The 23,180-nt window shown below is 34.3% G+C and carries 21 protein-coding genes and 1 rRNA gene; 19 read left to right on the top strand and 3 right to left on the bottom strand.

The genetic code is table 11. The features are described from left to right. Nucleotides 1-54 precede the first annotated feature (54 nt). Entirely contained in the window at nucleotides 55-2,556 is a 2,502-nt protein-coding gene (locus G600_RS0110220; RefSeq protein ID WP_081669471.1) for an HAD-IC family P-type ATPase, read from the top strand. Nucleotides 2,557-2,758: 202 nt separating this feature from the next. Further along, nucleotides 2,759-4,405, top strand: a complete 1,647-nt coding sequence (locus G600_RS0110215) for a putative manganese-dependent inorganic diphosphatase (RefSeq protein WP_027431852.1) — start codon at nucleotides 2,759-2,761, stop codon at nucleotides 4,403-4,405. 97 nt (nucleotides 4,406-4,502) lie between these two features. Here the strand turns inward: G600_RS0110215 and G600_RS0110210 are convergent, their stop codons facing one another. After that, nucleotides 4,503-5,366 (bottom strand): hypothetical protein, encoded by an 864-nt coding sequence (locus tag G600_RS0110210; RefSeq protein ID WP_027431851.1) that lies wholly within the window; start codon nucleotides 5,364-5,366, stop codon nucleotides 4,503-4,505. 282 nt (nucleotides 5,367-5,648) lie between these two features. Between G600_RS0110210 and map the strand changes: the two genes are divergently transcribed. After that, nucleotides 5,649-6,521, top strand: a complete 873-nt coding sequence (gene map / locus G600_RS0110205; protein WP_027431850.1) for a type I methionyl aminopeptidase — start codon at nucleotides 5,649-5,651, stop codon at nucleotides 6,519-6,521. A 165-nt stretch (nucleotides 6,522-6,686) separates the two neighbouring features. Here the strand turns inward: map and G600_RS15190 are convergent, their stop codons facing one another. Beyond that, entirely contained in the window at nucleotides 6,687-7,772 is a 1,086-nt protein-coding gene (locus G600_RS15190) for a transglutaminase domain-containing protein (RefSeq protein ID WP_027431849.1), read from the bottom strand. A gap of 199 nt (nucleotides 7,773-7,971) precedes the next feature. On the opposite strand from G600_RS15190, the gene G600_RS0110195 reads away from it, so the two are divergent. The 11 genes from G600_RS0110195 to G600_RS0110145 all read left to right on the top strand — a co-directional run bounded on the left by G600_RS0110195 (nucleotide 7,972) and on the right by G600_RS0110145 (nucleotide 19,264). Then, the gene (locus tag G600_RS0110195; RefSeq protein ID WP_027431848.1) at nucleotides 7,972-8,856 is read left to right on the top strand and encodes a DNA-3-methyladenine glycosylase family protein; all 885 of its coding nucleotides are present in this window, start codon (nucleotides 7,972-7,974) and stop codon (nucleotides 8,854-8,856) included. Between the two features lie 150 nt (nucleotides 8,857-9,006). Beyond that, nucleotides 9,007-9,291 (top strand): co-chaperone GroES, encoded by a 285-nt coding sequence (groES, locus tag G600_RS0110190; RefSeq protein WP_027431847.1) that lies wholly within the window; start codon nucleotides 9,007-9,009, stop codon nucleotides 9,289-9,291. A gap of 74 nt (nucleotides 9,292-9,365) precedes the next feature. Next, nucleotides 9,366-10,991: a chaperonin GroEL gene (groL, locus tag G600_RS0110185; RefSeq protein ID WP_027431846.1), complete on the top strand. Its 1,626-nt coding sequence runs from the start codon at nucleotides 9,366-9,368 to the stop codon at nucleotides 10,989-10,991. Nucleotides 10,992-11,533: 542 nt separating this feature from the next. Next, the gene (locus tag G600_RS0110180; RefSeq protein ID WP_027431845.1) at nucleotides 11,534-12,040 is read left to right on the top strand and encodes a hypothetical protein; all 507 of its coding nucleotides are present in this window, start codon (nucleotides 11,534-11,536) and stop codon (nucleotides 12,038-12,040) included. Between the two features lie 232 nt (nucleotides 12,041-12,272). Continuing rightward, a complete protein-coding gene (gene guaB, locus G600_RS0110175) occupies nucleotides 12,273-13,733 on the top strand; it encodes an IMP dehydrogenase (protein WP_027431844.1) in 1,461 nt (486 codons plus the stop codon). A 201-nt stretch (nucleotides 13,734-13,934) separates the two neighbouring features. Beyond that, nucleotides 13,935-14,519: a chemotaxis protein CheX gene (locus G600_RS0110170; protein WP_027431843.1), complete on the top strand. Its 585-nt coding sequence runs from the start codon at nucleotides 13,935-13,937 to the stop codon at nucleotides 14,517-14,519. A gap of 17 nt (nucleotides 14,520-14,536) precedes the next feature. Then, the gene (locus G600_RS0110165) at nucleotides 14,537-14,899 is read left to right on the top strand and encodes a response regulator (protein ID WP_027431842.1); all 363 of its coding nucleotides are present in this window, start codon (nucleotides 14,537-14,539) and stop codon (nucleotides 14,897-14,899) included. A 211-nt stretch (nucleotides 14,900-15,110) separates the two neighbouring features. Continuing rightward, a complete protein-coding gene (gene truA / locus G600_RS0110160; protein WP_027431841.1) occupies nucleotides 15,111-15,845 on the top strand; it encodes a tRNA pseudouridine(38-40) synthase TruA in 735 nt (244 codons plus the stop codon). A gap of 13 nt (nucleotides 15,846-15,858) precedes the next feature. Continuing rightward, nucleotides 15,859-17,637 carry an arginine--tRNA ligase gene (argS, locus tag G600_RS0110155; protein WP_027431840.1) on the top strand — a complete coding sequence of 593 codons (1,779 nt, stop codon included), beginning with the start codon at nucleotides 15,859-15,861 and terminating at the stop codon, nucleotides 17,635-17,637. Nucleotides 17,638-17,699: 62 nt separating this feature from the next. Next, a complete protein-coding gene (locus tag G600_RS0110150) occupies nucleotides 17,700-18,722 on the top strand; it encodes a glycosyltransferase family 2 protein (protein WP_027431839.1) in 1,023 nt (340 codons plus the stop codon). Between the two features lie 20 nt (nucleotides 18,723-18,742). Next, nucleotides 18,743-19,264 (top strand): hypothetical protein, encoded by a 522-nt coding sequence (locus G600_RS0110145; RefSeq protein WP_034246264.1) that lies wholly within the window; start codon nucleotides 18,743-18,745, stop codon nucleotides 19,262-19,264. Nucleotides 19,265-19,456: 192 nt separating this feature from the next. Here the strand turns inward: G600_RS0110145 and G600_RS14425 are convergent, their stop codons facing one another. After that, nucleotides 19,457-19,714, bottom strand: coding sequence for a helix-turn-helix domain-containing protein (locus G600_RS14425; protein ID WP_034246261.1), 258 nt, complete (start codon nucleotides 19,712-19,714; stop codon nucleotides 19,457-19,459). A gap of 157 nt (nucleotides 19,715-19,871) precedes the next feature. Here G600_RS14425 and G600_RS0110135 point away from each other — a divergent pair, with 157 nt between their 5' ends. From G600_RS0110135 to G600_RS0110115, 5 genes are all read left to right on the top strand, one after another. Beyond that, nucleotides 19,872-20,081 (top strand): hypothetical protein, encoded by a 210-nt coding sequence (locus G600_RS0110135; RefSeq protein ID WP_027431837.1) that lies wholly within the window; start codon nucleotides 19,872-19,874, stop codon nucleotides 20,079-20,081. A 1-nt stretch (nucleotide 20,082) separates the two neighbouring features. Beyond that, nucleotides 20,083-21,060 carry a radical SAM protein gene (locus G600_RS0110130; RefSeq protein ID WP_027431836.1) on the top strand — a complete coding sequence of 326 codons (978 nt, stop codon included), beginning with the start codon at nucleotides 20,083-20,085 and terminating at the stop codon, nucleotides 21,058-21,060. Beyond that, nucleotides 21,050-21,832, top strand: a complete 783-nt coding sequence (locus G600_RS0110125; protein ID WP_027431835.1) for a PqqD family peptide modification chaperone — start codon at nucleotides 21,050-21,052, stop codon at nucleotides 21,830-21,832. Before G600_RS0110130 ends, G600_RS0110125 begins: the two co-directional genes overlap by 11 nt. 106 nt (nucleotides 21,833-21,938) lie before the next feature. Further along, nucleotides 21,939-22,484, top strand: a complete 546-nt coding sequence (locus tag G600_RS0110120) for an SdpI family protein (RefSeq protein ID WP_162141502.1) — start codon at nucleotides 21,939-21,941, stop codon at nucleotides 22,482-22,484. Nucleotides 22,485-22,977: 493 nt separating this feature from the next. After that, nucleotides 22,978-23,180: ribosomal RNA gene (locus G600_RS0110115) — 16S ribosomal RNA — on the top strand; the annotation flags it as partial.

Genomic DNA, 23,180 nt, shown 5'->3' with positions numbered 1-23,180 from the left:
AGTGAGATTACTTTAATTAAGACATAAGTGTAAACTTACGTATGGTAATTGAGTATGAGAAATAAAAAATATATAACAGTGAGAAAAGCAGTCGACAACGTTGCGGACAGTAAAGTTGTCGGAAAGATAGCTAATAGAGTAGCTAATTTTAGAGGAAGTACAGAAGAGTATATTAATAACGATGCATTACTGCAAACCGACATAGATAGCGGTTTGTCTAAGGTGGAAGTACGTAAAAGAAACTTAGAGGGGCTTAGTAATATTTCAACTAATAAGCCCTCTAAGACTATAAAGCAGATAATTTTTAGTAACATTTTTACCTACTTCAATTTAATCTTTATTACTTTTGCAGTTTTATTATGCTTAGTAAAATCTTATACAGATATAACATTTATGCCTATTATCATCTGGAATACCATCATAGGTATAGTTCAGGAGATAAGGGCTAAGAAAGTTTTAGATAAGATAAATGTTGTGAATGCTCCAAAAACTAGGGTTATAAGAGATGGCCGTGAAACAGTGGTGGACTCTTGGACCTTGGTTCGTGGAGATATGTGTGTGTTTAGCGCAGGAAATCAGGTCTGCGCAGATTCAGTAATCAGGAGTGGAACAGTTAGGGTAAATGAGTCTCTACTTACAGGGGAGTCAGATGATGTAATTAAAGAGGCCGGAGATTTGTTATTATCAGGCAGTTTTATTGTGTCAGGACAGTGTAGAGCAGTGCTTACAGCAGTTGGAGATGAAGCCTATGCGGCTAAGTTAAATGCTGAGGCGAAAGCCACAAGAAAGAAAACGAAAACTAACATGATCGATTCTCTAAATCGAATGGTAACCTTAATCGGCGTGATTATCGTGCCTTTAGGATTGATTATGTATATACGAGCAGTATATTTTTTAGGCTACTCAATAAAAGAAGGGGTGGTATCCACAGTTGCCTCACTAGTGGGCATGATACCGGAAGGCCTCTATTTACTAGCAAGTATCACCTTGGTAGTCTCAATTATGCGACTTGCAAAACAACAAGTTTTAATTCATGAGATGAATTGCGTGGAGACATTAGCTAGAGTTAACGTCCTTTGCGTGGACAAGACAGGAACTATTACAAACCCCGAGATGTCAGTAAGCAAGGTGATTTATCTAGATGAAGATTTAAATGAAAATGTATCTAGAGAAATCAGGATGGCCTCTGCTAGCATGGCAGCAGATAACGAGACAATGAAGGCCATTCAGCAGGAGTTTTTGCCAGCGGATAATGATGAAAAAACAGATATAGTTTGTCCATTTTCATCAGCAAGCAAATACTCGGCAGCAATATTTAAAGACAGATCTCTAGTCTTTGGCGCCGCAGAATATGTGCTAACAAGTGACTTTTCTAAATACGAAGAGCAGATTAAGGCACTAACTTCAGAAGGCGCAAGATTATTAGTCTTTGGCGAAACAAGTGAAATCCTAGAAGGTAAGGCGCTAACTAAGCCAATAACACCAAAGGCTTTTATAATCCTAGAGAATGAGATTAGAGAAAATGCAACAGAGACCTTTAAATACTTCGCCGAACAAGGCGTAGATATAAAGGTAATTTCAGGTGACAATTCTATTACTGCGTCAAAGATTGCAGCAAAAGCTGGCATCCAAAACGCAGATAAATACATAGATGCAACAAGCTTAACAAGCTATAGGGAACTTAAAAAAGCCGTTGCCAAATACACAGTCTTTGGCCGTGTAATTCCAGAACAGAAGAAGATGATAATCAAGGCCCTTAAGGAAGCTGGTAAAACAGTAGCTATGACAGGGGATGGAGTTAATGATGTATTAGCTCTAAAAGAGGCAGATTGCAGTATCGCCGTCGCAACAGGTAGTGAGGCAGCAGCAAATGCAGCGCAAATCGTATTATTAGACTCTGACTTTTCAAGAATGCCATCGGTGGTGGCTGAAGGAAGACGAGTGGTAAATAATATTCAAAGATCTGCAAGCCTCTTCCTAGTAAAGAACATTTTCTCAATCTTACTAACTATATTTACACTTATTGCGGCAAATTTATACCCACTATATCCAACACAGCTATCCCTACTTGGTGCATTTACCATAGGAATTCCGTCCTTCTTCTTAGCTCTTCAACCAAACAAGAGCCTAATTAGAGGCCATTTCCTAGTTAATGTTATTGTAAATGCTCTACCATCCGGTTTGGCGGATTTTATAATCGTAGTTCTAGTTGTAATATATGGAAATCTAACGGGCTTAAGCCACGAGCTTGTTTCAACCATGGCAATACTGTCTATGCTAGCAGTGGGAATCGGAACTTTAATTAGAGTTTCCTACCCATTAAACAAACTTAGACTTGCACTTTGCATCGCCATGGTAGTAGGAATTGTATTAACTATAATTGTGGCTCCAAATTTATTTAAGATAGCAATACTAGATTTCTTCCAATGGCAGATAACAGTAGTCTTTATGGCACTTGGACTTGGAATCCTTCTAGTACTTGTAAGATTGTCTAACAAAATAATAGGATATCTTTTAACCCATAGCAGGAGAGCAAGAAAGATACTACAGGGCTAGAAAAAAGTTAACGAACTGTGAACAAATTTTTAATAAAAAATGACCAAAAATCTCTGCTAAATTAACGTATAATTGAGAAATATTATACAAAAAAGATGACTAAAACGATTGTTAGACTATTAACAATATGCTATACTTGTGTAGGCTAATTAAAGGGAAAAGAAGATAAATAAAGAAGCGAATTTTCGCACGTGGAGGTTATATGGGCGAATCAAAAGTATGGGTTGTAGGACATAAGAATCCAGATACAGATTCAATTTGTTCAGCAATCAGTTATGCTAATTTAAAAAATCAGATCACTCAAAGTGAATTATATGAGCCTAAAAGAGCTGGTCATCTAAACGAAGAGACACAGTTCGTATTAAAAAAGGCGGGCTTAAAGGCCCCAGAATACATCAAAGATGTACGTCCTCAGGTAAAGGATATTGAGATTAGAAGAACAAAAGGTATTAATAGAGACTTATCTGTACGTAAAGCATGGGAACTTATGAAAGGTTTAGATGTTGTAACATTGCCTATTACAGAAGGCGAGAACCTTGAAGGTCTTGTAACTATTGGTGACGTTTCTAAATCTTATTTTGAGGTTTTTGATAATAAGATTTTAGCTACATCTAATACAAGCTTTACTAATATCGTTGAAACATTAAATGGTAAAGTAGTTACAGGTAATGTGGAGAATAATTACGTAAAGGGTAAGCTTCTTATTGGTGTTGCTAACCCTGATATTCTAGAAGAGATGATTAATGAAGGCGATATCGTTATTTTAGGTAATAGATATGAAGCTCAGCTTTGTGCTATTGAAATGAGCGCTGGTTGTATTATTGTATGTGAAGGTGCGAGAGTATCTAATACAATTTCTAAGATTGCAAGCGACAGAGGTGTTATAGTAATCAGCACTGAATATGACACATATACAGTAGCTAGACTTATGAACCAGGCTATTCCAGTTAGCTTCTTTATGAAGCAGAGAGAAAAGCTTATAGGCTTTAAGACAAGAGATTATATTGAAGACATTCAAGATATAATGGCTAAGAAGCGTTTTAGAGATTTCCCAATCGAAGACGAAGAGGGTAAATATGTGGGAATGATTTCTCGTAGAAATTTACTTGGCGCAGGCAAGAAGAATATTATTCTTGTGGATCACAACGAGAAGACACAGGCAGTCTTTGGTATCGACAATGCACAGATTCAGGAAATCATCGATCATCACAGACTTGGTTCAATTGAAACCATCACACCTGTATTCTTTAGAAACCAGCCACTAGGTTGTACATGTACTATCGTCTACAAGATGTATAGGGAAAACAATATTGAGATATCAAAGACGATGGCTTTAGTCATGTGTTCTGCAATTCTTTCAGATACATTGATCTTCAAATCACCAACATGTACTTGGGAGGATGAGGCAGCGGCAAGAGACTTAGCAGTTATTGCTGGCATCGACCCAGAAAGCTATGGTAGAGAAATGTTTAGAGCAGGTAGCAACCTCTCTGAAAAGACTGAAGAAGAAATCTTTTATCAGGATTTCAAGAGATTCTCAGTTAATGATACTAACATTGGTGTTGGTCAGGTTAACGTTATGGGAATGGATGAGGTTAAGATTTTAGTAGAAAGAGAATTAAACTATATTCCTAACTCTATTAAGTCAACAGGCCTAGATATGACCTTCCTCCTTGTAACAGATATTATGTCTGAGGCTTCTTATGTTATCTGTCAGGGTAAGAATGCACTACAGATATTAAGGGGTGCATTTAACGTCGAGAATGATGACTACCCTGTATTATTAAAGGGAGTTGTTTCAAGAAAGAAACAGTTCTTGCCGGCTATAATTGACGAGATGCAATCTTAGCGAGTCTTGACTTTTTAAGGCGATAATAAAATGCTGAATTTTTAGGGGCGAATACCCTTAAGAATTCAGCATTTTTTATGAGCCGCAAATAGTGCGATTAATTATTTTTTTCTTTTATGGTATAGGTACTTCTTTTAATGGAAATATCAAATGTTGTTTTCTTTCCATCTGGCGATTCTATTACAAATTCAGTTTTCCCGGCTTTTTTAAAATCAGCATGAAGTGCCCAATCTTCTAATCCTGCATCATATTCAATACTTAGATTTCCATATTTTTTATCTACTAAATATACATTATATGAGTCATCAAATTGGTATTCATCTCCATTATAAAGTATAATCGTACTATATTTAGGTGGATTGATTATACATATAGCAAATATCGCAATAATCAATAATCCACTTATTACTACTCCAGTAATTTTTATTTTTTTATTATTAAATATAGCTAATGGATAGATTATTAATGCACCCATACAAAAAATAGTAGTTAAAAGATGTCTTGGAAATGAAAACATTGTATTAGACAAATAACCAGCACACATTTCTGCAGTTAATAATAACATAGGAATAAGAATTAATAATCCCCACCATTTATCTTTTTTCATGTAATATCCAATAAATCCCATAGGAATACAAGCTATTGTCCATAAGACCCAAAATCTATAATACGTATTAAATAAGTTACTATGCTTAATTATATCTTGAACTAAATATACTAATGGTTGACTAATTAAAAAGAAGATAAAACACTTTAACGCAGAATCTTTAGGAGATTTACTATTCATAATAATAAATATTCCTAAAAAGATCCATACTTCAAAGCTAACAGTTAAATCACTAAATGAAGTATCTTTTGCTATTGGTAACATAGCCATAATAGCAGTATAAACACCTAAAATAATAGCCATTATAATCAACTTCGGCCAAGTTAAATTAATCCCACCAAATATCTTTTTCATAATATCCCCCTATCTATTTTGTTATATAGCATATTATCCTTTTTGAAACAATTTTATCATAAATGAAATTATGCTACAATGGATTTAATTTTTGCACTTGTCATAGATAAGGTAAATGAAGATGGATGCGATACATGTCTCTTGATAAAATTTATTATTAATTTACTTTTTTTTAACCTAATACACGAGTATAATAAAAATGTATGCTTTACAATGTGAACAATGTTTTAAAGGTTAATAAGTCCGTTTCTAACGGATTGATATAGAAAGGAAGTAATAGATATGAAGAAGATTCAAGCAAATGATCCTTGTTGGTGCAAGAGCGGCAAGCCTTATTGCGAGTGTCATAGAGACTGGGACAGAAAGATTGATACTTTCAAAAGAAAGTTCCACAAGGTTCCACCAAGAAGCATAATTAAGAATGAAGAAACACTTCAGGGTATGAGAGAAAGCTCTAAGATTAATATTGCTTGTCTTGATTATGTGGCAGAGAATATCAAAGCCGGCATGACAACTGAGGATATTGATAAGATGGTTTATGAAACAACAACTAAGATGGGCGGTATCCCAGCTCCTCTTAATTATGAAGGTTTCCCAAAGAGTGTTTGTACATCTCTTAATAATCAGGTTTGCCATGGTATTCCATCAGATAAGATTGTAATTCAAGATGGCGATATTATAAATGTTGATTGTTCTACAATTCTTAATGGATATTTTTCAGATTCGTCAAGAATGTTCTGTATTGGTGATGTTGCACCAGAACTCAAGAAGTTAGTAGATGTAGCTAAGGAATGTGTTGAACTTGGATTAAAGCAGGTTAAGCCATGGGGCCATTTAGGTGATGTAGCTCAGGCTATTCAAGATCATGCTAAGGCAAATGGCTACTCAGTAGTTCGTGAAGTTGGCGGACACGGAATTGGTCTTGAATTCCATGAAACACCATTTGTAAGTTATGTAATTAAGAAGGGTACAGGAATGGTTATGGCTCCAGGTATGGTATTTACAATCGAGCCAATGATTAACGAAGGTCGTCCAGACATTTTTATTGATGATTCAAATGGTTGGACAATTTATACAGACGATGATTCTTATTCAGCACAGTGGGAAATCATGGTTCATGTAACAGAAGACGGTTACGAAGTAATGACATACTAATATTTTTGAAAATGTATCACAGTATAAAGGTCGAAAACTCAATATAATGTATCGATAAATTTTATACAAAAATTAGGGATGCCTCTTGTAAAAAAGAGACATCCCATTTTTATGGTTTTATTTTGTTTTATAGTTGTAGTCTAAATATATTTATGAATTAAAATGTTACTCATAATTAAAGTTAACAACATAGAATACGTAATCGCTACGCTTTACATCCTTATACGAATAACTAAGCTGCACACCGGCACGCTTTACAGCAGCTGCTAAATCGAAAGTATCAGTTGTTGTAAATTCGATGGATGTGGCACGCTTTCTAATATTAGAAACAATATAGTTATTTAAATCAGTTTGTGCTGTGATTTTCTTTAAATTCTCTGCATTGGCATAAGAATACTTAGTGCCAGTGACAGTGTTCTTTGGATAAGTATCAGTATCCCAAGTATGATCAATGGCCATATCCTCAGCAGTAATATTAAAATAGTAATGCTGAATGTAATCAGAATTACTATTTACCGGATCATCCCAAGTAACATCCACCTGATACCATTCACCATCAAGTTCTACAACATTCCAAATATGGGCTTGGTCTCCAGCTACACCAGAAATTGTGTAGTTATTAATTCCAAGCATATCAAGTAATGTTTTAAAACATTCTGTATAACCACTACAAACAGCCTCACCATTAATTAAAGCCTGATAGGCATTAAAAGAGTTGTCGCCGTGGTCCACGTAAGTAATATTTTCAACGAGATAGTCGTGGATAGCCAATTCATTTTCATAATCTGAATTAGAACTAGATGTGACTTCTCCCAAAATTTCTAGGTATTTATTGTAAAGAGCAAGCTGCCTCTCGTTTAACTCAGAAGTATCCGAGTTTTTATAGGCATTAACGATAGCGTAGTTGTCCCATCTTGTAAATGTAACAACTAAATTATAACCGTTTTTCACTCTGCGATATTCGCAAGATAATTGCTCTAAGCCTGAAAGACTTGATAGCCAATCCTCAGCATTTATAAGACTTTCGTCACTAACAAATATTTCACAAGACTCCTCATTATTATCTAGTGCAGATTGAATGTAAGCAATAATTTCCCCAGTTGTGCTTGCACTATTCTCAAAAGCTATATAGCTAATGCTAGAAGTCTCAGTTTCGTTAGTGTTGCTAAGGAAAGGTAGCTTACAAGCTGTTAAGCAAAAAGCTAGACTAGCGCCACTAATTATGGCTAAGATTCTTTTATTTAATTTCATATAAACTCCATTTGCGGTTAAAACCAAAAAATATATAAAAAGCCCGTAGGCCAAAAATTCATAAACATATGTAGAAAAACTACTTCTTTATTTTAATATGAAATTATACAAAATAAAAGGATAAATTTAAAAAACTTGCCAAGAGTTTCCAAAATAATATAATGGGACATAGATATTAATTCTGAAAGGAAAATGTAACATGAGCGATTTTGTAATAAAACGACCTATAGATTTTGATTTAGAACAGACACTAGAGTGTGGCCAGTGCTTTCATTTTGAAAAGATTGCAGAGCAGGACTACGTGCTTACTGCCTATAATAGAGCGCTTCACATTGCGCAAAAAGACGACGAACTAATATTTTACAACACCGACAAGTCCGATTTTGACAATATTTGGAAAATGTATTTCGACCTAGACCGCGACTACGAAGCTATAAAAAAAGAACTTTTAAAGGCTGATCCAAAGCTTGCAGAGGCTATTGAGGTAAAGTGGGGTGTGCATTTGCTTAATCAGAGTTTCTTTGAGACCCTCATTAGCTTTATCATTTCGCAAAACAAGCAGATTCCTCATATTAAAAAGATTGTGGCCGACATCTCTGAAAAATATGGTGACTTATTATATGAAGATTCTAGTCGCAAACTCTACGCCTTCCCAAGTCCTAAGCAGCTTGAAAATGTAACAGTAGAGGATTTAAAAGAACTAAAAACCGGCTTTAGAGCCCCTTATATAAAGGATGCGATTGATAGAGTGCTAGCCCTAGAATTCTCTGGCACAGATGAAGCCAGCTTTAGAGCCTTCTTTGATAAGCTAAGCCCAGAAGAGACTATAGCAGAATTAACTAAAATCAAGGGTGTAGGCCTAAAGGTTGCTAGCTGCGTAAGTCTTTTTGCTTTAAACAAAAGAGAAGCTTTTCCTATTGATGTTTGGATAAAAAGAATCATGGAAGCAAAGTATTTTGACGGGAATGACACTAAGATTCCGGTTATCGAAAAATTTGCAAAAGAAAAATACAAAGACCTCGGGGGATACGCCCAACAATACCTCTTTTATTATGCTAGAAGCTTAAAAATAAACAAATTATAAAACTTGCATCTATTTATTGACAAAGCCCTAGACTAGTGGTAACTTTAACTATGTTGATATTAGCACTCGAAGTTAAGGAGTGCTAACAGTAAAGAAAAATGTTAACGTTAGAGGCGTTTAGGATTTTGATATTAAAAGGAGGATTTAATTATGAAGTTAGTACCATTAGGAGACAGAGTTGTTCTTAAGGCAATTATGGCAGAAGAGACTACAAAGTCAGGAATCGTATTACCAGGTCAGGCTAAAGAGAAGCCACAGCAGGCAGAGGTTGTTGCTGTTGGTCCTGGCGGATTAGTTGATGGCAAGGAAGTTACAATGCAGGTTAAGGTTGGCGACAAGGTTATTTACGCTAAGTATTCTGGAACAGAAGTTAAGTTAGACGACGAAGAATACACAATCGTAAAGCAGTCAGACATCTTAGCAGTTATTGAATAATATAAAGATTTTTTAGAAATTAATTATAATGATTTTGAATAAAAAAGACATGGTTTTGAAAGGAGATTAAAGACATGGCTAAGGAAATTAAGTATGGCATTGAAGCAAGAAAAGCATTAGAAGAAGGCGTTAACAAGCTTGCTAACACAGTTAGAGTAACAATTGGTCCTAAGGGACGTAACGTAGTTTTAGATAAATCTTACGGTGCACCACTTATCACAAACGATGGTGTTACAATCGCAAAGGAAATCGAACTTGAAGATTCTTTCGAGAACATGGGCGCTCAGTTAGTTAAGGAAGTTGCTTCTAAGACTAATGATGTTGCTGGTGATGGTACAACAACAGCTACAGTTTTAGCTCAGGCAATGATTAACGAAGGTATGAAGAACCTCGCAGCAGGTGCTAACCCAATCGTTTTAAGAAAGGGTATGAGAAAGGCTACAGATGTAGCAGTAGAAGCTATTGCTAAGATGAGCCAGAAAGTTACAGGTAAGGATCAGATCGCAAAGGTTGCTTCAATTTCAGCAGCTGATGAAGGCGTAGGTCAGATGGTAGCAGACGCTATGGAGAAGGTTTCAAACGATGGCGTTATTACTATTGAAGAATCAAAGACAATGCAGACAGAACTTGACCTTGTAGAAGGTATGCAGTTCGATAGAGGATACATTTCAGCATATATGTGCACAGATATGGATAAGATGGAAGCTAACTTAGATGATCCATACATCCTTATTACAGATAAGAAGATTTCTAACATCCAGGATATCTTACCAATCTTAGAGCAGATTGTTCAAAATGGATCTAGACTCCTTATTATTGCTGAAGATATTGAAGGTGAAGCTCTTACAACACTTATCGTTAATAAGTTAAGAGGAACATTCAACGTAGTAGCAGTTAAGGCTCCAGGTTACGGTGATAGACGTAAGGAAATGCTTAAGGATATCGCAATTCTTACAGGTGGTCAGGTAATCTCTGAAGAATTAGGTCTTGAACTTAAGGATACAACAATGGATATGCTTGGTCGTGCTAAGTCAGTTAAGGTTGCTAAGGAGAACACAGTAATCGTTGATGGCGAAGGCAACAAGGCAGATATCGAAGCAAGAGTTGCTCAGATTAGAGCTCAGTTAGAAGAGACAACATCTGAATTTGATAAAGAAAAGTTACAGGAAAGACTTGCTAAGCTTGCAGGTGGCGTAGCAGTAATCAGAGTAGGTGCTGCAACAGAAACTGAAATGAAGGAAGCTAAGCTCCGTATGGAAGATGCTCTTAACGCAACAAGAGCAGCAGTAGAAGAAGGTGTAGTATCAGGTGGTGGTTCAGCATACATCCATGCATCTAAGGAAGTAGCTAAGTTAGTAGATACTCTTTCAGGTGATGAGAAGATCGGTGCTCAGATCATCTTAAAGGCTCTTGAAGCACCATTATTCCACATCGCATACAACGCAGGACTTGAAGGCGCTGTAATCATTAATAAGGTAAGAGAATCAGAAGTAGGAACAGGATTTGATGCATACAACGAAGAATATGTAGATATGATTGAAGCAGGAATCCTCGATCCAACAAAGGTAGAACGTTCAGCATTACAGAACGCATGCTCAGTAGCATCAACACTTCTTACAACAGAGTCAGCAGTAGCTACTATTAAAGAAGCAGCACCAGCAATGCCAGCAGCTGCCCCAGGCATGGGTGGTATGATGTAATCTGACTTAAATCTTTGATTTAAGTCTAGTATCGAATCCATGATTCGATACATATTTAGAAATAAAGCAAATCAAGCGCCCGTAAGATTACGAAGTAATCTTACAAGGATAATCTGACTTAAATCTATGATTTAAGTCTAGTATCGAATCTTAGATTCGATACATCATAATTAAAGGTAAATCCACAGTGCTAGCAGAGGCTAGCACATAAAAACTTCGTGAAAGCGAACCATAAAAGCTCCTTTAGGAGCTCCCAAAAAAATCACTTAAAGTCCATGGAAGTTAACTCTTTCATGGACTTTTTTATTGCAAGAACAGGGCAAATTTCGAAGAAATAGCCCGTCCCATCGATACAACTAAGCCAAACAGCGAAGTGTATTTGGCGTCCCAACCACAGCCCACTCCCCTCAGACTTGTGCTAGCGATGCAATGGCCGGTGACCCAAAACTCTCCACCCCCGCCCTAGATTTTCCGTCCCCAATATGTTACAATTGCCCTAGCAAAAATAGGTCTGAGGGGACACTAAACTTAAGGAGTAATTTATGAACGCAGAACAGTTAATTAAAGTTAAAGCGCCCGCTATATCCTGGTTATATAGAATAGTTTTAATTATTGCATGTGTATTAGCAACAACAACAGTACCTACAACAGGTGTTATGGGAATCATAATTCTTATAGCATTCTTGATTGTGACAGTACTTGTATTTGAGTATTACAACGCAGAGATCGAGTACTCATTTTATGAAGATGTTTTATCAGTGGATAGAATTATGGGTAAGACAACAAGAAGACATATGGGAAGCTATGCATTTTCAAGAGCAAAGCTTGTAGCCTATGCAGATTCAGAAGAAGCTATGAGATTACAGCACTCCAATGTACATACATATGACTATCTAGGACGTCTATCAGATAGAGAAGTAGTAGTATGTTATGTATATGATGATGCTACTAATGAAGAGGTTAGATTGTATATAGAACCAGATGAGAAGATCCTTGAAACAATCAAAGAAACAGTTGCTGAATCAGCCTATAAAATTTCAGAGAAATAGTTTGACTTTTACAATTCATAGTGATATATTTCTAATAATACATAAACAGTACTGATCTTGTATCGGTGCTGTTTTATGTTATTTTAGAGGCAATTTAACACTCTAAAGCAATAGAATATCATTATTGGTATTGATTTGATATAAGCGTTGACGCGATACTGGCGTCGTGTTATTAACAACGCTAGACAAAGTAAAGAAGTATAAGAAGTAAGAAAGCGAGGAAAAGATTAGAATGGGTAAGATTATTGGTGAAGGCATTACATTTGATGACGTATTATTAGTACCTCAGTATTCAGAAGTAACACCAAATATGGTAGACACATCTACATACCTTACTAAGAATATTAAGCTTAATATTCCGCTTATGAGTGCAGGTATGGATACTGTAACAGAACACAGAATGGCAATTGCTATGGCAAGACAGGGTGGTATTGGTATCATCCACAAGAACATGTCAGTTGAGCAGCAGGCTGAAGAGGTTGATAAGGTTAAGCGTTCAGAGAATGGTGTTATCACAGATCCATTCTTTTTACATCCAGATAATACATTACATGAGGCTAATGACCTTATGGCAAAGTTTAGAATTTCAGGTGTACCAATTGTTGATGATAATGGTAAGTTAGTTGGTATTATTACTAATAGAGACCTTAAATTCGAAGAGAATTTTGATAGACCAATTAAGGAATGTATGACAAGTGAAAACTTAGTTACAGCTCCAGTTGGTATTTCTCTTGAAGAAGCTAAGAAGATTTTAGCTCAGTCAAGAAAGGAAAAGTTACCAATCGTTGATGACGACTTTAAGTTAAAGGGACTTATTACAATCAAGGATATTGAGAAGTCAATTAAGTACCCTAACTCAGCACATGATTCACAGGGTAGACTCCTTGCAGGTGCTGCAGTTGGTATCACATCTAACGTTATGGATAGAGTAGAAGCCTTAGTTAAGGCTAATGTTGATGCAATCGTTATTGATTCAGCTCATGGTCATTCTAAGAACATCATTACAACACTTAAGGACATCAAGTCAGCATTCCCTGATCTTCAGGTTATTGCTGGTAACATCGCTACAGGCGCTGCTGCTAAGGCATTATGCGAAGCTGGTGTAGATGCTGTTAAGGTTGGTATTGGACCTGGTTCTATCTGTACAACAAGAGTTGTTGCAGGTATTGGTGTTCCACAGATTACAGCTGTTATGGATTCTTATGAAGTAGCTAAGCAGTATGGTATCCCAGTAATCGCTGATGGTGGTATTAAGTACTCAGGTGATTTAGTTAAGGCTATCGGTGCCGGTGGATCAGTTTGTATGCTTGGTAGCTTACTTGCAGGTTGTGATGAAGCTCCTGGTACATTTGAATTATTCCAGGGTAGAAAGTATAAGGTATATAGAGGTATGGGTTCTATTGCAGCTATGGAAAATGGTAGCAAGGACAGATACTTCCAGACTAACGCTAAGAAGTTAGTTCCAGAAGGTGTTGAAGGTAGAGTAGCTTACAAGGGTCTCCTTGAAGATACAATCTTCCAGCTTATGGGTGGTCTTCGTGCAGGTATGGGTTACAATGGTGCTCCTAATATCCCACATCTTCAGGAGAATGCTCAGTTCATTAAGATGTCAGGTGCTGCTCTTCGTGAGTCACATCCACATGACATTCATATTACTAAGGAAGCTCCTAACTACGCAGTTGAGGATAAGTAATATTTAGTTAGTGATATTTGAATAAATCAGACATAATTAGATATATTTTTATAAAAATGAGACGCAGTTCCGCCATAGGAATTGCGTCTTTTTTAAATTCTTTTATTCTTTAAAAGACTTGTAAAATGTTAATGTCATGGTATAATATTATTAGTATAAATAACGTGGACAATAATATTTTTTAACTCGAGGAGATTGTGTATGAACGACAAGATACTTGGTAAGTATATTGCAAAGAATCACTCTGGTTCGGTATTCACAGACAATGAGCTTCAAGTGATTAAACAAGGCAATATAGATGAAATGGTCACAACGTTTTTTGATATGAATAATGACTATTATATTACCCAGTTACAATGTGCAATTAAGAGTTTAGCTACATTTATGGACACCCAGATTGTAATGGAAAGTATAGAGTACATTAAGCAGTATCAAGGACAGTTTATGGGCTGTCAGATAATGGATGGCGATATTGACGTATTTTTAGGGATTGCAGGAGAAGACGATGAACTTGTAGAACTTGCGTCAGTATTTGCAGGAGAGGATTTTAGAGAACTTGATATGGATGCTTATGATGCCCTTTGTGAATTAATAAATGTTATGAATGGTGCATATGCAACCAAGTTAAGTGGCTCAGAGATAGAAGTTACACTGCATCCGCCAGTGTTCTACAAAGATACATGCGTAACATCAGAGACCGGTCTTTATGTAGCTGTTTTTGAAATGAATGGCAAGAGCTTTAAATTGCTAATGGCAGCTAATGACAAGATCAAATTAAATGCGTAGAATAGGAGGAAGCAGATATGGCTAAGATATTAATTGTTGATGATTCAAAAACATCTAGAAAATTCTTAAGAACCATGCTTGAAGAAGCTGGTCACGAAATTGTCTCAGAGGCTGTTAATGGACTTGAAGGCGTTGAAAAATATAAAGTCTACCAGCCGGATATAGTGACTATGGACATAACAATGCCTGTAATGGATGGTATTGATGCAGTAAAAGAAATAGTTGAAATAGAGCCGGGAGCTAAGGTTATTATGGTAACTGCAGCTGGTCAAAAGAGTAACATGGTGGAAGCTTTAAAAAGAGGAGCAGCAGATTTTATTCAAAAGCCTTTCGACTCAGAGGTTATTCTAAATACTATTAATAAGGTGCTAGAAGAATAGCGGTTTCCAATAAACTAAAGAAAGAGCTGACTTTACGGCTATCTAATAAATAAAGGTTGCTAATAAATTAGTAAAAGATGTATAATGTGGTGTAACTTGCCTAAGGGCAGGTTACACCTATTTTATTTTAGTTTATATCCTAATAAACTTTATAAAATTATATATTAAGAAACAGCTGATTATGGCGAGTTTAGGCTGATTTGGAGGAGTTATGTACAATTATAAGATGACACTTCAATATGATGGCTCTAGGTATGATGGGTGGCTTCGTGGTAAAGATGAAGGAACCAATACAATAGAGTTTAAGATTGTTGAAGTATTAAAAAAGCTTACAAGTCAAGAAATAGAACTTGTATGCGGATGTCGTACGGAAAAAGGCGTGCATGCCTGTGCTCAAGTGGCTAATTTTAAATTAGAAAAAAGAATTGCTCCACTTGAAATACGTAATTATTTAAACAGATATCTCCCAAGAGATATCGCAGTATATGAATTAGTAGAAGTAGATGAAAGATTTAATGCAATGTTAAATGCAAAATCTAAGACATATGAATATAGATTAGATATTGCCAATATAGCAGATGTTTTCTCAAGAAAGTATGCATATCATACCTTTGATAAGCCCGATTTTAAGGCATTACATGAGGCATCAAAATACTTCCTTGGTAAACATGATTTTAAGGCATTTACAACAGCCAAGAGAAGTAAATCAACAATTAAGGAAATAAAGAATATTTCTCTTGAAATAGAAGATCATTATGCATATTTAAGAATAAAGGCTAATGATTTTATGCATAATCAGGCAAGACTTATGATTGGTTTTTTATTAGATGTATCAACAGGATTAAAGAAACCAGAGGAAGTTAAGAAGGCCTTAGATGGTGAAAAAATCACAATGTCTTTGCCAGCAGAAAGCTATGGCTTATTTTTAAAAGAGATAGAGTACTAATTTAGGAGGATAAATGAAGACAGTTATAGAATTAATTACAGAAGAATTACAGGAAGCATTTACTAAAGCAGACGTAGATACTAGCTATGCTAAGGTGAATATTTCTAATAGACCAGATCTTTGCGAATATCAGTGTAACGGTGCAATGGCAGCAGCAAAAGCTCTAAAAAAAGCACCATTTATGATAGCTGATGATGTGGTAGCTAATTTAACTGACAATAAGATGTTTAGTAAGGTAGAAAGTGTAAAGCCTGGATTTATTAATATGACAGTAAGTCCAGAATTTATTACAGGCTATGTTAATGAAATGGCTAAGACAGACAAATTTGGCTATGTTAATAAAGAAGGAAATAAGACAGTAATCGTTGATTACGGTGGAGCTAATGCAGCTAAGCCACTTCATGTTGGACATCTTCGTTCAGCAGTAATTGGTGAATCAGTAAAGAGAATCAATAATTATGTAGGAAATAAGACAATAGGTGACGTTCACTTAGGAGACTGGGGACTTCAGATGGGTCTTATTATAGAAGAGCTTCGTGATAGAAAGCCAGATTTATGTTATTTTGATGAAAACTACACAGGAGAATATCCAACAGAGGCTCCATTTACAATTTCTGAATTAGAGGAAATCTATCCAGCAGCTTCAAAGAAGTCAAAAGAAGATACAGATGAAGGAAGAGCCTTTAAAGAAAGAGCACATCTTTCAACATTAAAGCTTCAGAAGGGCGATAAGGCATGCCGTGCTCTTTGGAATCATATTATGACAATTTCAAAGGCAGATTTAAAGAAAAACTACGATAACTTAAATGTATCATTTGAATTATGGAAGGGTGAATCAGATGCTCAGCCATATATAGACGAAATGGTAGATAAGATGATAGCAGATGGCATAGCACATGAAAGTCAGGGCGCTATTGTTGTAGATATCCAGGAGGAAACAGATTCTAAGGAATTACCTCCATGTATCGTAAGAAAGTCAGATGGTGCAGCACTTTATGCAACATCAGATCTTGCAACACTAGTAGAAAGAGAGAAATTATATAGCCCAGATGCATATGTATATCTTGCAGATAAAAGACAGGAATTACATTATACACAGTTCTTTAGAGTAGCTAAGAAGGCTGGAATTGTTAAGCCAGATGCTAATTTAACATTTGTTGGCTTTGGTACAATGAATGGTAAGGATGGAAAGCCATTTAAGACACGTGCCGGCGGAGTTATGAGACTTGAACACTTAATTGCAGATATTAACGAGGCTGTTTACAATAAGGTTAAGGATAATAGAGAGGTATCTGATGAAGAAGCTAAGAACATATCAAAGGTTGTAGGATTAGCAGCTCTTAAGTATGGTGATCTTTCTAATCAGGCTTCTAAAGATTATGTGTTTGATGTAGATAGATTTGCATCATTTGAAGGAAACACAGGTCCATACATTCTTTATACTATCGTAAGAATTAAGTCAATTATTGCTAAGTATATTGAACAGGGTGGAAAGGTAGAAGAAGGAGCAATTCTTCCAACAACAAAGGATAGTCAGAAGGCACTTTCATTATCCCTTGTAAAATTTGCTGATGTAATTGAAAGTGCATATCATGACAATGCACCACATAGAATCTGTCAGTACATTTATGAAGTATCTAACACATTCAACGGATTCTATCATGATACAAAGATTTTAGCAGAGGAAGATGAAAGCCTTAAGGCAGGCTATATTTCATTATTAGATTTAACTGAGAGAGTACTTGAAACATGTATTGACTTACTTGCATTTGAGTGCCCAGACCGTATGTAATAAAAACTAAATGCCAATTAAATATTAATTTAGTTGGCATTAATAAAAAATGGGGTAAAATTATGAAACTTATAACATTTGCAATACCTTGTTACAACTCAGCAGCATACATGGAAAAATGTATCAACTCTTTGTTAGTGGGAGGCACAGACGTAGAAATCATTATCGTAGATGATGGATCAACTAAGGATAATACGCTTGAAATAGCTAAAAAATATGAAAAAGAATATCCAAATATAGTAAGAGCTATACATCAGGAAAACGGTGGACATGGAGAAGCTGTAAATACAGGATTAAGAAATGCCACAGGACGTTTTTATAAAGTTGTAGATAGCGATGACTGGGTAGATGAAAAAAGCTTAAAAAAGGTAATTAAGACATTAAAGAGCTTTGAAGAAGATAACGAACCAGATATGGTTATAGCTAATTATGTATATGAGAAGGTAGGAGTTACAAAAAAGAGAGTAATACACTACCGTAATGTATTCCCAATAGAGAAGATGTTTACATGGGATGAGATGTTAGCTAAATTTAAAGTAGATCAGTATATATTAATGCATTCAGTAATTTATAAGACAGAAGTACTTAGAAAATGTAGCTTAGAATTACCAAAGCATACATTCTATGTGGATAATATTTTTGTATTTGAACCATTACCATGTGTAAATAAGATGTATTATATCGATACTAATTTCTATAGATATTTTATAGGAAGAGATGATCAGTCAGTTAACGAAAAAGTTATGATAAGCAGAATTGATCAACAGCTTCGCGTAACAAAGAGAATGATTGAATCGTATTTATCTATAGAACATAATAATGAAAAATGTCGTTATTATATGAGAAACTACCTTCGTATTATGATGGAAATTTCTTCAATTTTCCTTATAATTTCGGGAACTAAAGAAGATTTAGCTAAGAAAAAGGAATTATGGCAATTTGTAAAGAATAAGGATAAGAATCTTTATAAAGAATTGAGATTTTGTGCCCTTGGATGGTCAGTTAATATCCCAGGTGGACCGCTAGGCCGTGGAATTTCTAAAACTGGCTATAAAGTAATGAATAAGTTAATTGGATTTAACTAGGAATAAGGGCTGGTGTAAAAATGGATATGATTAAATATGAAACAAGCCTTAAAGCAAAAGGCGATGATTATAAAAAAATTGTTTTCTGGAATCGATTTATTAGAAATCCGATTGAAACAATATTGACTGTTTTACCTGCTATAGTAAGTATTTGCTTACTTGCAGCAGGATATTATACTTACTTTTTACTTGTTATTTATGCGGTTTGTGTAGCATATCCACTATTTATATTTTTATATCAATTTAAAAGTAGTGTGAATTATCATTTAAAGCATAGAGACCCTGCAGAAGAAGCTAAGTGCATCATGACAGTAACTAAGTCTGGAATTTTAGCAGATATTCCAGAACATGATTTAAAGTATAATTATGAATGGAATGATTGCACAACAGCTTATTATAAGTATGGTTACTACATGCTATTTAATGGCTCTAAGATGATTGTAATGCTTAATACTAAAGATATGACACAAGAAGAGAAGAAAGCAATTCCACAGATAATCACAGATAACGTTGATAAAAATAAATGCGCAATTAAATTTTAGAATATAAAAGACCCCCGTTCTTCAATTTTGAGAACGAGGGTCTTTTTATATATGTTTTTGATAATATTATAATGCTTTAAATGCAATATTATATAAGAAGTGAAAAACGTATAATTATATTAAAGTCGTTACAATCTGATAAATTAGGGAATATTTTTGAAATAATTAGTTTACGATATAGATGTATATATATTATATCCAATCATCAATTATATCTTTGATTTTATTTTTTATAAAGTAGTCAGTTATGATACCGTTTAATATATAATTACTATCAACGTTAAAATAATTACACAGTTCCATTAAGGTATCAATAGAAAAATTAGCTCCTTTGGTTTCGATTCTATATAATTGAGCTGTTGAAATTCCTATTTTAAAAGCTAGGTCTTCTCGAGAAAGTTCTTTTTCTGTACGAAGTTGCTTGATTCTTTTGCCTATTTGTTGATTCATGCTGTCTCCTCCAAAGATGTCATATTGTTTTAATTTTAACAATGCATTAAAAGAGTGTCAATAATATAAAATGATTAAAGAATCATCATAAATGTTATTGATTTAAAAAAATAAAAATATTAACATGTCAATATAAATGAAATGGAGGTAATATTTTATGAATAATGATTATGAAAGCCCTGATTATTGTGATTTATCAAGTAATAATCTTAATACAGTGCAAGGTGCTTTTGCGGTTGTTTTGGCAGCTGGTTTGGCAGGTGTTATAGTGTTGGCAGCAGCTGAGTATACGGTGGTTAATACAACTTTAGTATTTAATGCTGAGATTGCATTGAATTTAGTTGCTGCAGCGAGTGGGAAAAAATAAGATGAAGTATATTAATATTAAAGGTCCGGAATTTTTTATGTTTGATGTAACATCTGCTTGTAATTATAGATGTGTACATTGCTACAATAACAGTGGTCAAACAATGAGTGATGAATTAACAGATGATGAAGTTGAAAACATTGCTAAAGAAATATCGCTATTTAAACCAGATTCTGTTTGTCTATGTGGTGGTGAACCTACGTTAAGAAACAATTTATTAGATATAATAAAAACACTATCGCCTTCTGTGGGTTCTGTAAATATGGTATCAAACGGATCAAAGATAACATATGAATTTGCAAATGAGCTAAAGGCAGCAGGATTAAATATGCTACAAATAAGTTTAGATGGTGCAAATTCGTTTCAACATGATAATTTCCGAAGATGTAATGGTGCTTTTGAAAAAGCAGTAAATGCAATTAAGATTTCTAAGGATGTTGGCTTTGATACATTAGTTTCTTTTTCTGTTAATGAAATGAATTATTTATATTTAGAAGAGTATTTAGAATTATTATGCACACTAAAGGTTGAAAAAGTAAGATTTATGCCAATGATACCTATGGGAAGAGCCTGCAATATAAATAATATTTTGTTAGATAGTAATCAGTACGCTTATTTTAGAAATAATATCAATACTTTCAAAAATAAGTGCTTGAGCAGAGGACTAGATATAGAATGGGGAGATCCATTGGATCAGTTTTATAGGCTGCCTAATAACAAGAATATCGGTCTTAAAGCTCCTCAATTTGTAATTAGAGCAAATGGAGATGTAGCAATTTCACCCTATTTACCTTATATAGTTGGAAATTTAAGGGATAATAATTTACATTATTATTGGGAAAACGGTTATAGTGATATTTGGTATAACAAAGATTTTAATACATTGATTGAGAATATGAGTGATGTCAATGAAATTAATAGGTTTCAGGGTGATGATTACTATAAGTTTTATATAGGAGAAAAAAAGAATGCTGTATAAAGTTAAAAATAATAATGTGATTATAAAAGAAGAAACAAGTAACTGTTATAGATTTGTGGTAGATAAAGGTGTTTATAAATTTGGTTTAAATAAAACAGGAAAACAAATCTATGATAGATTAAATGAGCATTCATCAGTTGAGTCAATAACAAATAGTATATGTGAATTGTATCCAAAAGTTGATAAAAACATTGTAAAAAGAGATGTTTACAGTATGATGAAATGTTTTGAATTATATGGTATAATATCAATGGAGCAAAGTGAATATGAATTAAAAGATGATGTTGCAATATTTAATGGTGATAAATTTTACAAGTTGGTTTCGTCTTTTATACAATCACGCTTAAAAATAAGTTCGATTAATTTTTGTATAGATAATAATATGTATTATGATTCGGTTATGCTAAGAATGAGAGAAATGCAAGGAGAAGAATATCAATTATTTGTACAAAAAAACAATGAAATTGTTGCTTTTGCAGCATTTGAATGTAAACCTATAGGGATAACAAAAGTTGTAAAAATTAAAGATATGATTTTTGATGAAAAACTAGGAATAGAAAATGCTATAAAATCTTATCAATTAATGGAACGGAAAATTTTAAATATGTTTTCTGAAAAAGTGAAAATATCAAAGGTTAGAATATTGAATAATAAAGATAAGTTTATTGATGAAAATGCAGTCTTTCTTGAAAAAATAGGGTTTAAAAAGATTGTAGAATTAGATGATGAAAATATAATGGGGGCAGTATGTATTTATGATAAGCACATATAAAAGATTAAAAAGTATAAGGTTAATATTAGTATTATTAATTGTAATAGCAAATGCTTTTGTAACATTTGCCATACCAAAAATACTAGGAATTAGTCTAGGGGATGATATGGTTAGTTTTATAGGGGCTTCAATAGGCTTATTATTTTCCTTGGTTATTTTTGAATTAGCAGACTATATAATTAAGTCAGATCCAAAGTCTAAGGAAAAAGATAGACTTATGATGATAGGAATAACTTATTTAATAATAGCCTATGTAACAATTCTTAGTGCTTATTATGAATATGGTCTAATAAGACTAAAGATGAATAGTGCTTACAATGCTAGTCTAAACCTTATAAGTGTATCTTTATTTGTAACTGCAATATTATTTATAGGAATTTCTATAGCATGTGCAAGATTAAAACAAAACACAGTGTGGGGATATAGAAATACCTATACATTAAAAGATAAGGATACATGGAATAAAACTAATAAATTAGCTTCCATTTTAAGCTTTATAGTGGCAGCAGTATTAATTGTTATGTCTATTGTAATGGCAAATTTATACGCCTACTTTGTATTTTTAGCTATGATTTTAATAGAAATTCTTGTTTGTAATGCATATTCTGCAAAAGTATATAAGGAAGAGATTCATAAAAATGCGTATAAGTGATTTGTGAAGTATAGAAATGAATAGTAATAAATATAGCTTTAAAGACCTCTTGCGAGGTCTTTTTTACTTTTATAGGAAATTTCTCTTTCGGAGAAATCATGGTGTTGAATTGCAGAAAATACAGTATTTTTGCGGCTTGAATGAGAAATGCAAACTAAAGTATTGATAAGTATAAAAAGTACAGTAAAAAAGTAGGCGAAAAAAAGGAAAAAAGTTGTTGACATTAAGTGGCCTAGATGATAATATATACAAGTCGCTGCGATACAGCAACGACAACAAAACATCAACAAAGCCAGTAAACACAAGGCTTTGAAGATATAGATCCTTGACAACTGAACAGAATGACAACCTTGAAAATTCTTTGAAATATTCAAGCGAGTAATCAATCGTAAAGCAAGAAATTGTTTTGAAATGATTATCCTTATAACAGTAATGTTAAACGGAAACAAAACTATTAAGCTAGTTCGTTCAGAACTAAGCTAAGGTAAAACTTTTTTATGAGAGTTTGATCCTGGCTCAGGATGAACGCTGGCGGCGTGCTTAACACATGCAAGTCGAACGAAGCAACATATCACGATTCCTTCGGGATGACGATTTGTTGACTGAGTGGCGGACGGGTGAGTAACGCGTGGGTAACCTGCCTTATACAGGGGGATAGCAGCTGGAAACGGCTGATAATACCGCATAAGCGCACGG

Source organism: Lachnospira multipara ATCC 19207, assembly GCF_000424105.1.
In the GTDB taxonomy this organism is placed as follows: Bacteria; Bacillota; Clostridia; order Lachnospirales; family Lachnospiraceae; genus Lachnospira; species Lachnospira multipara.
The sequence above is the reverse complement of the archived record's forward strand: the minus strand, read 5'-3'. Positions and strand labels throughout refer to the sequence as shown.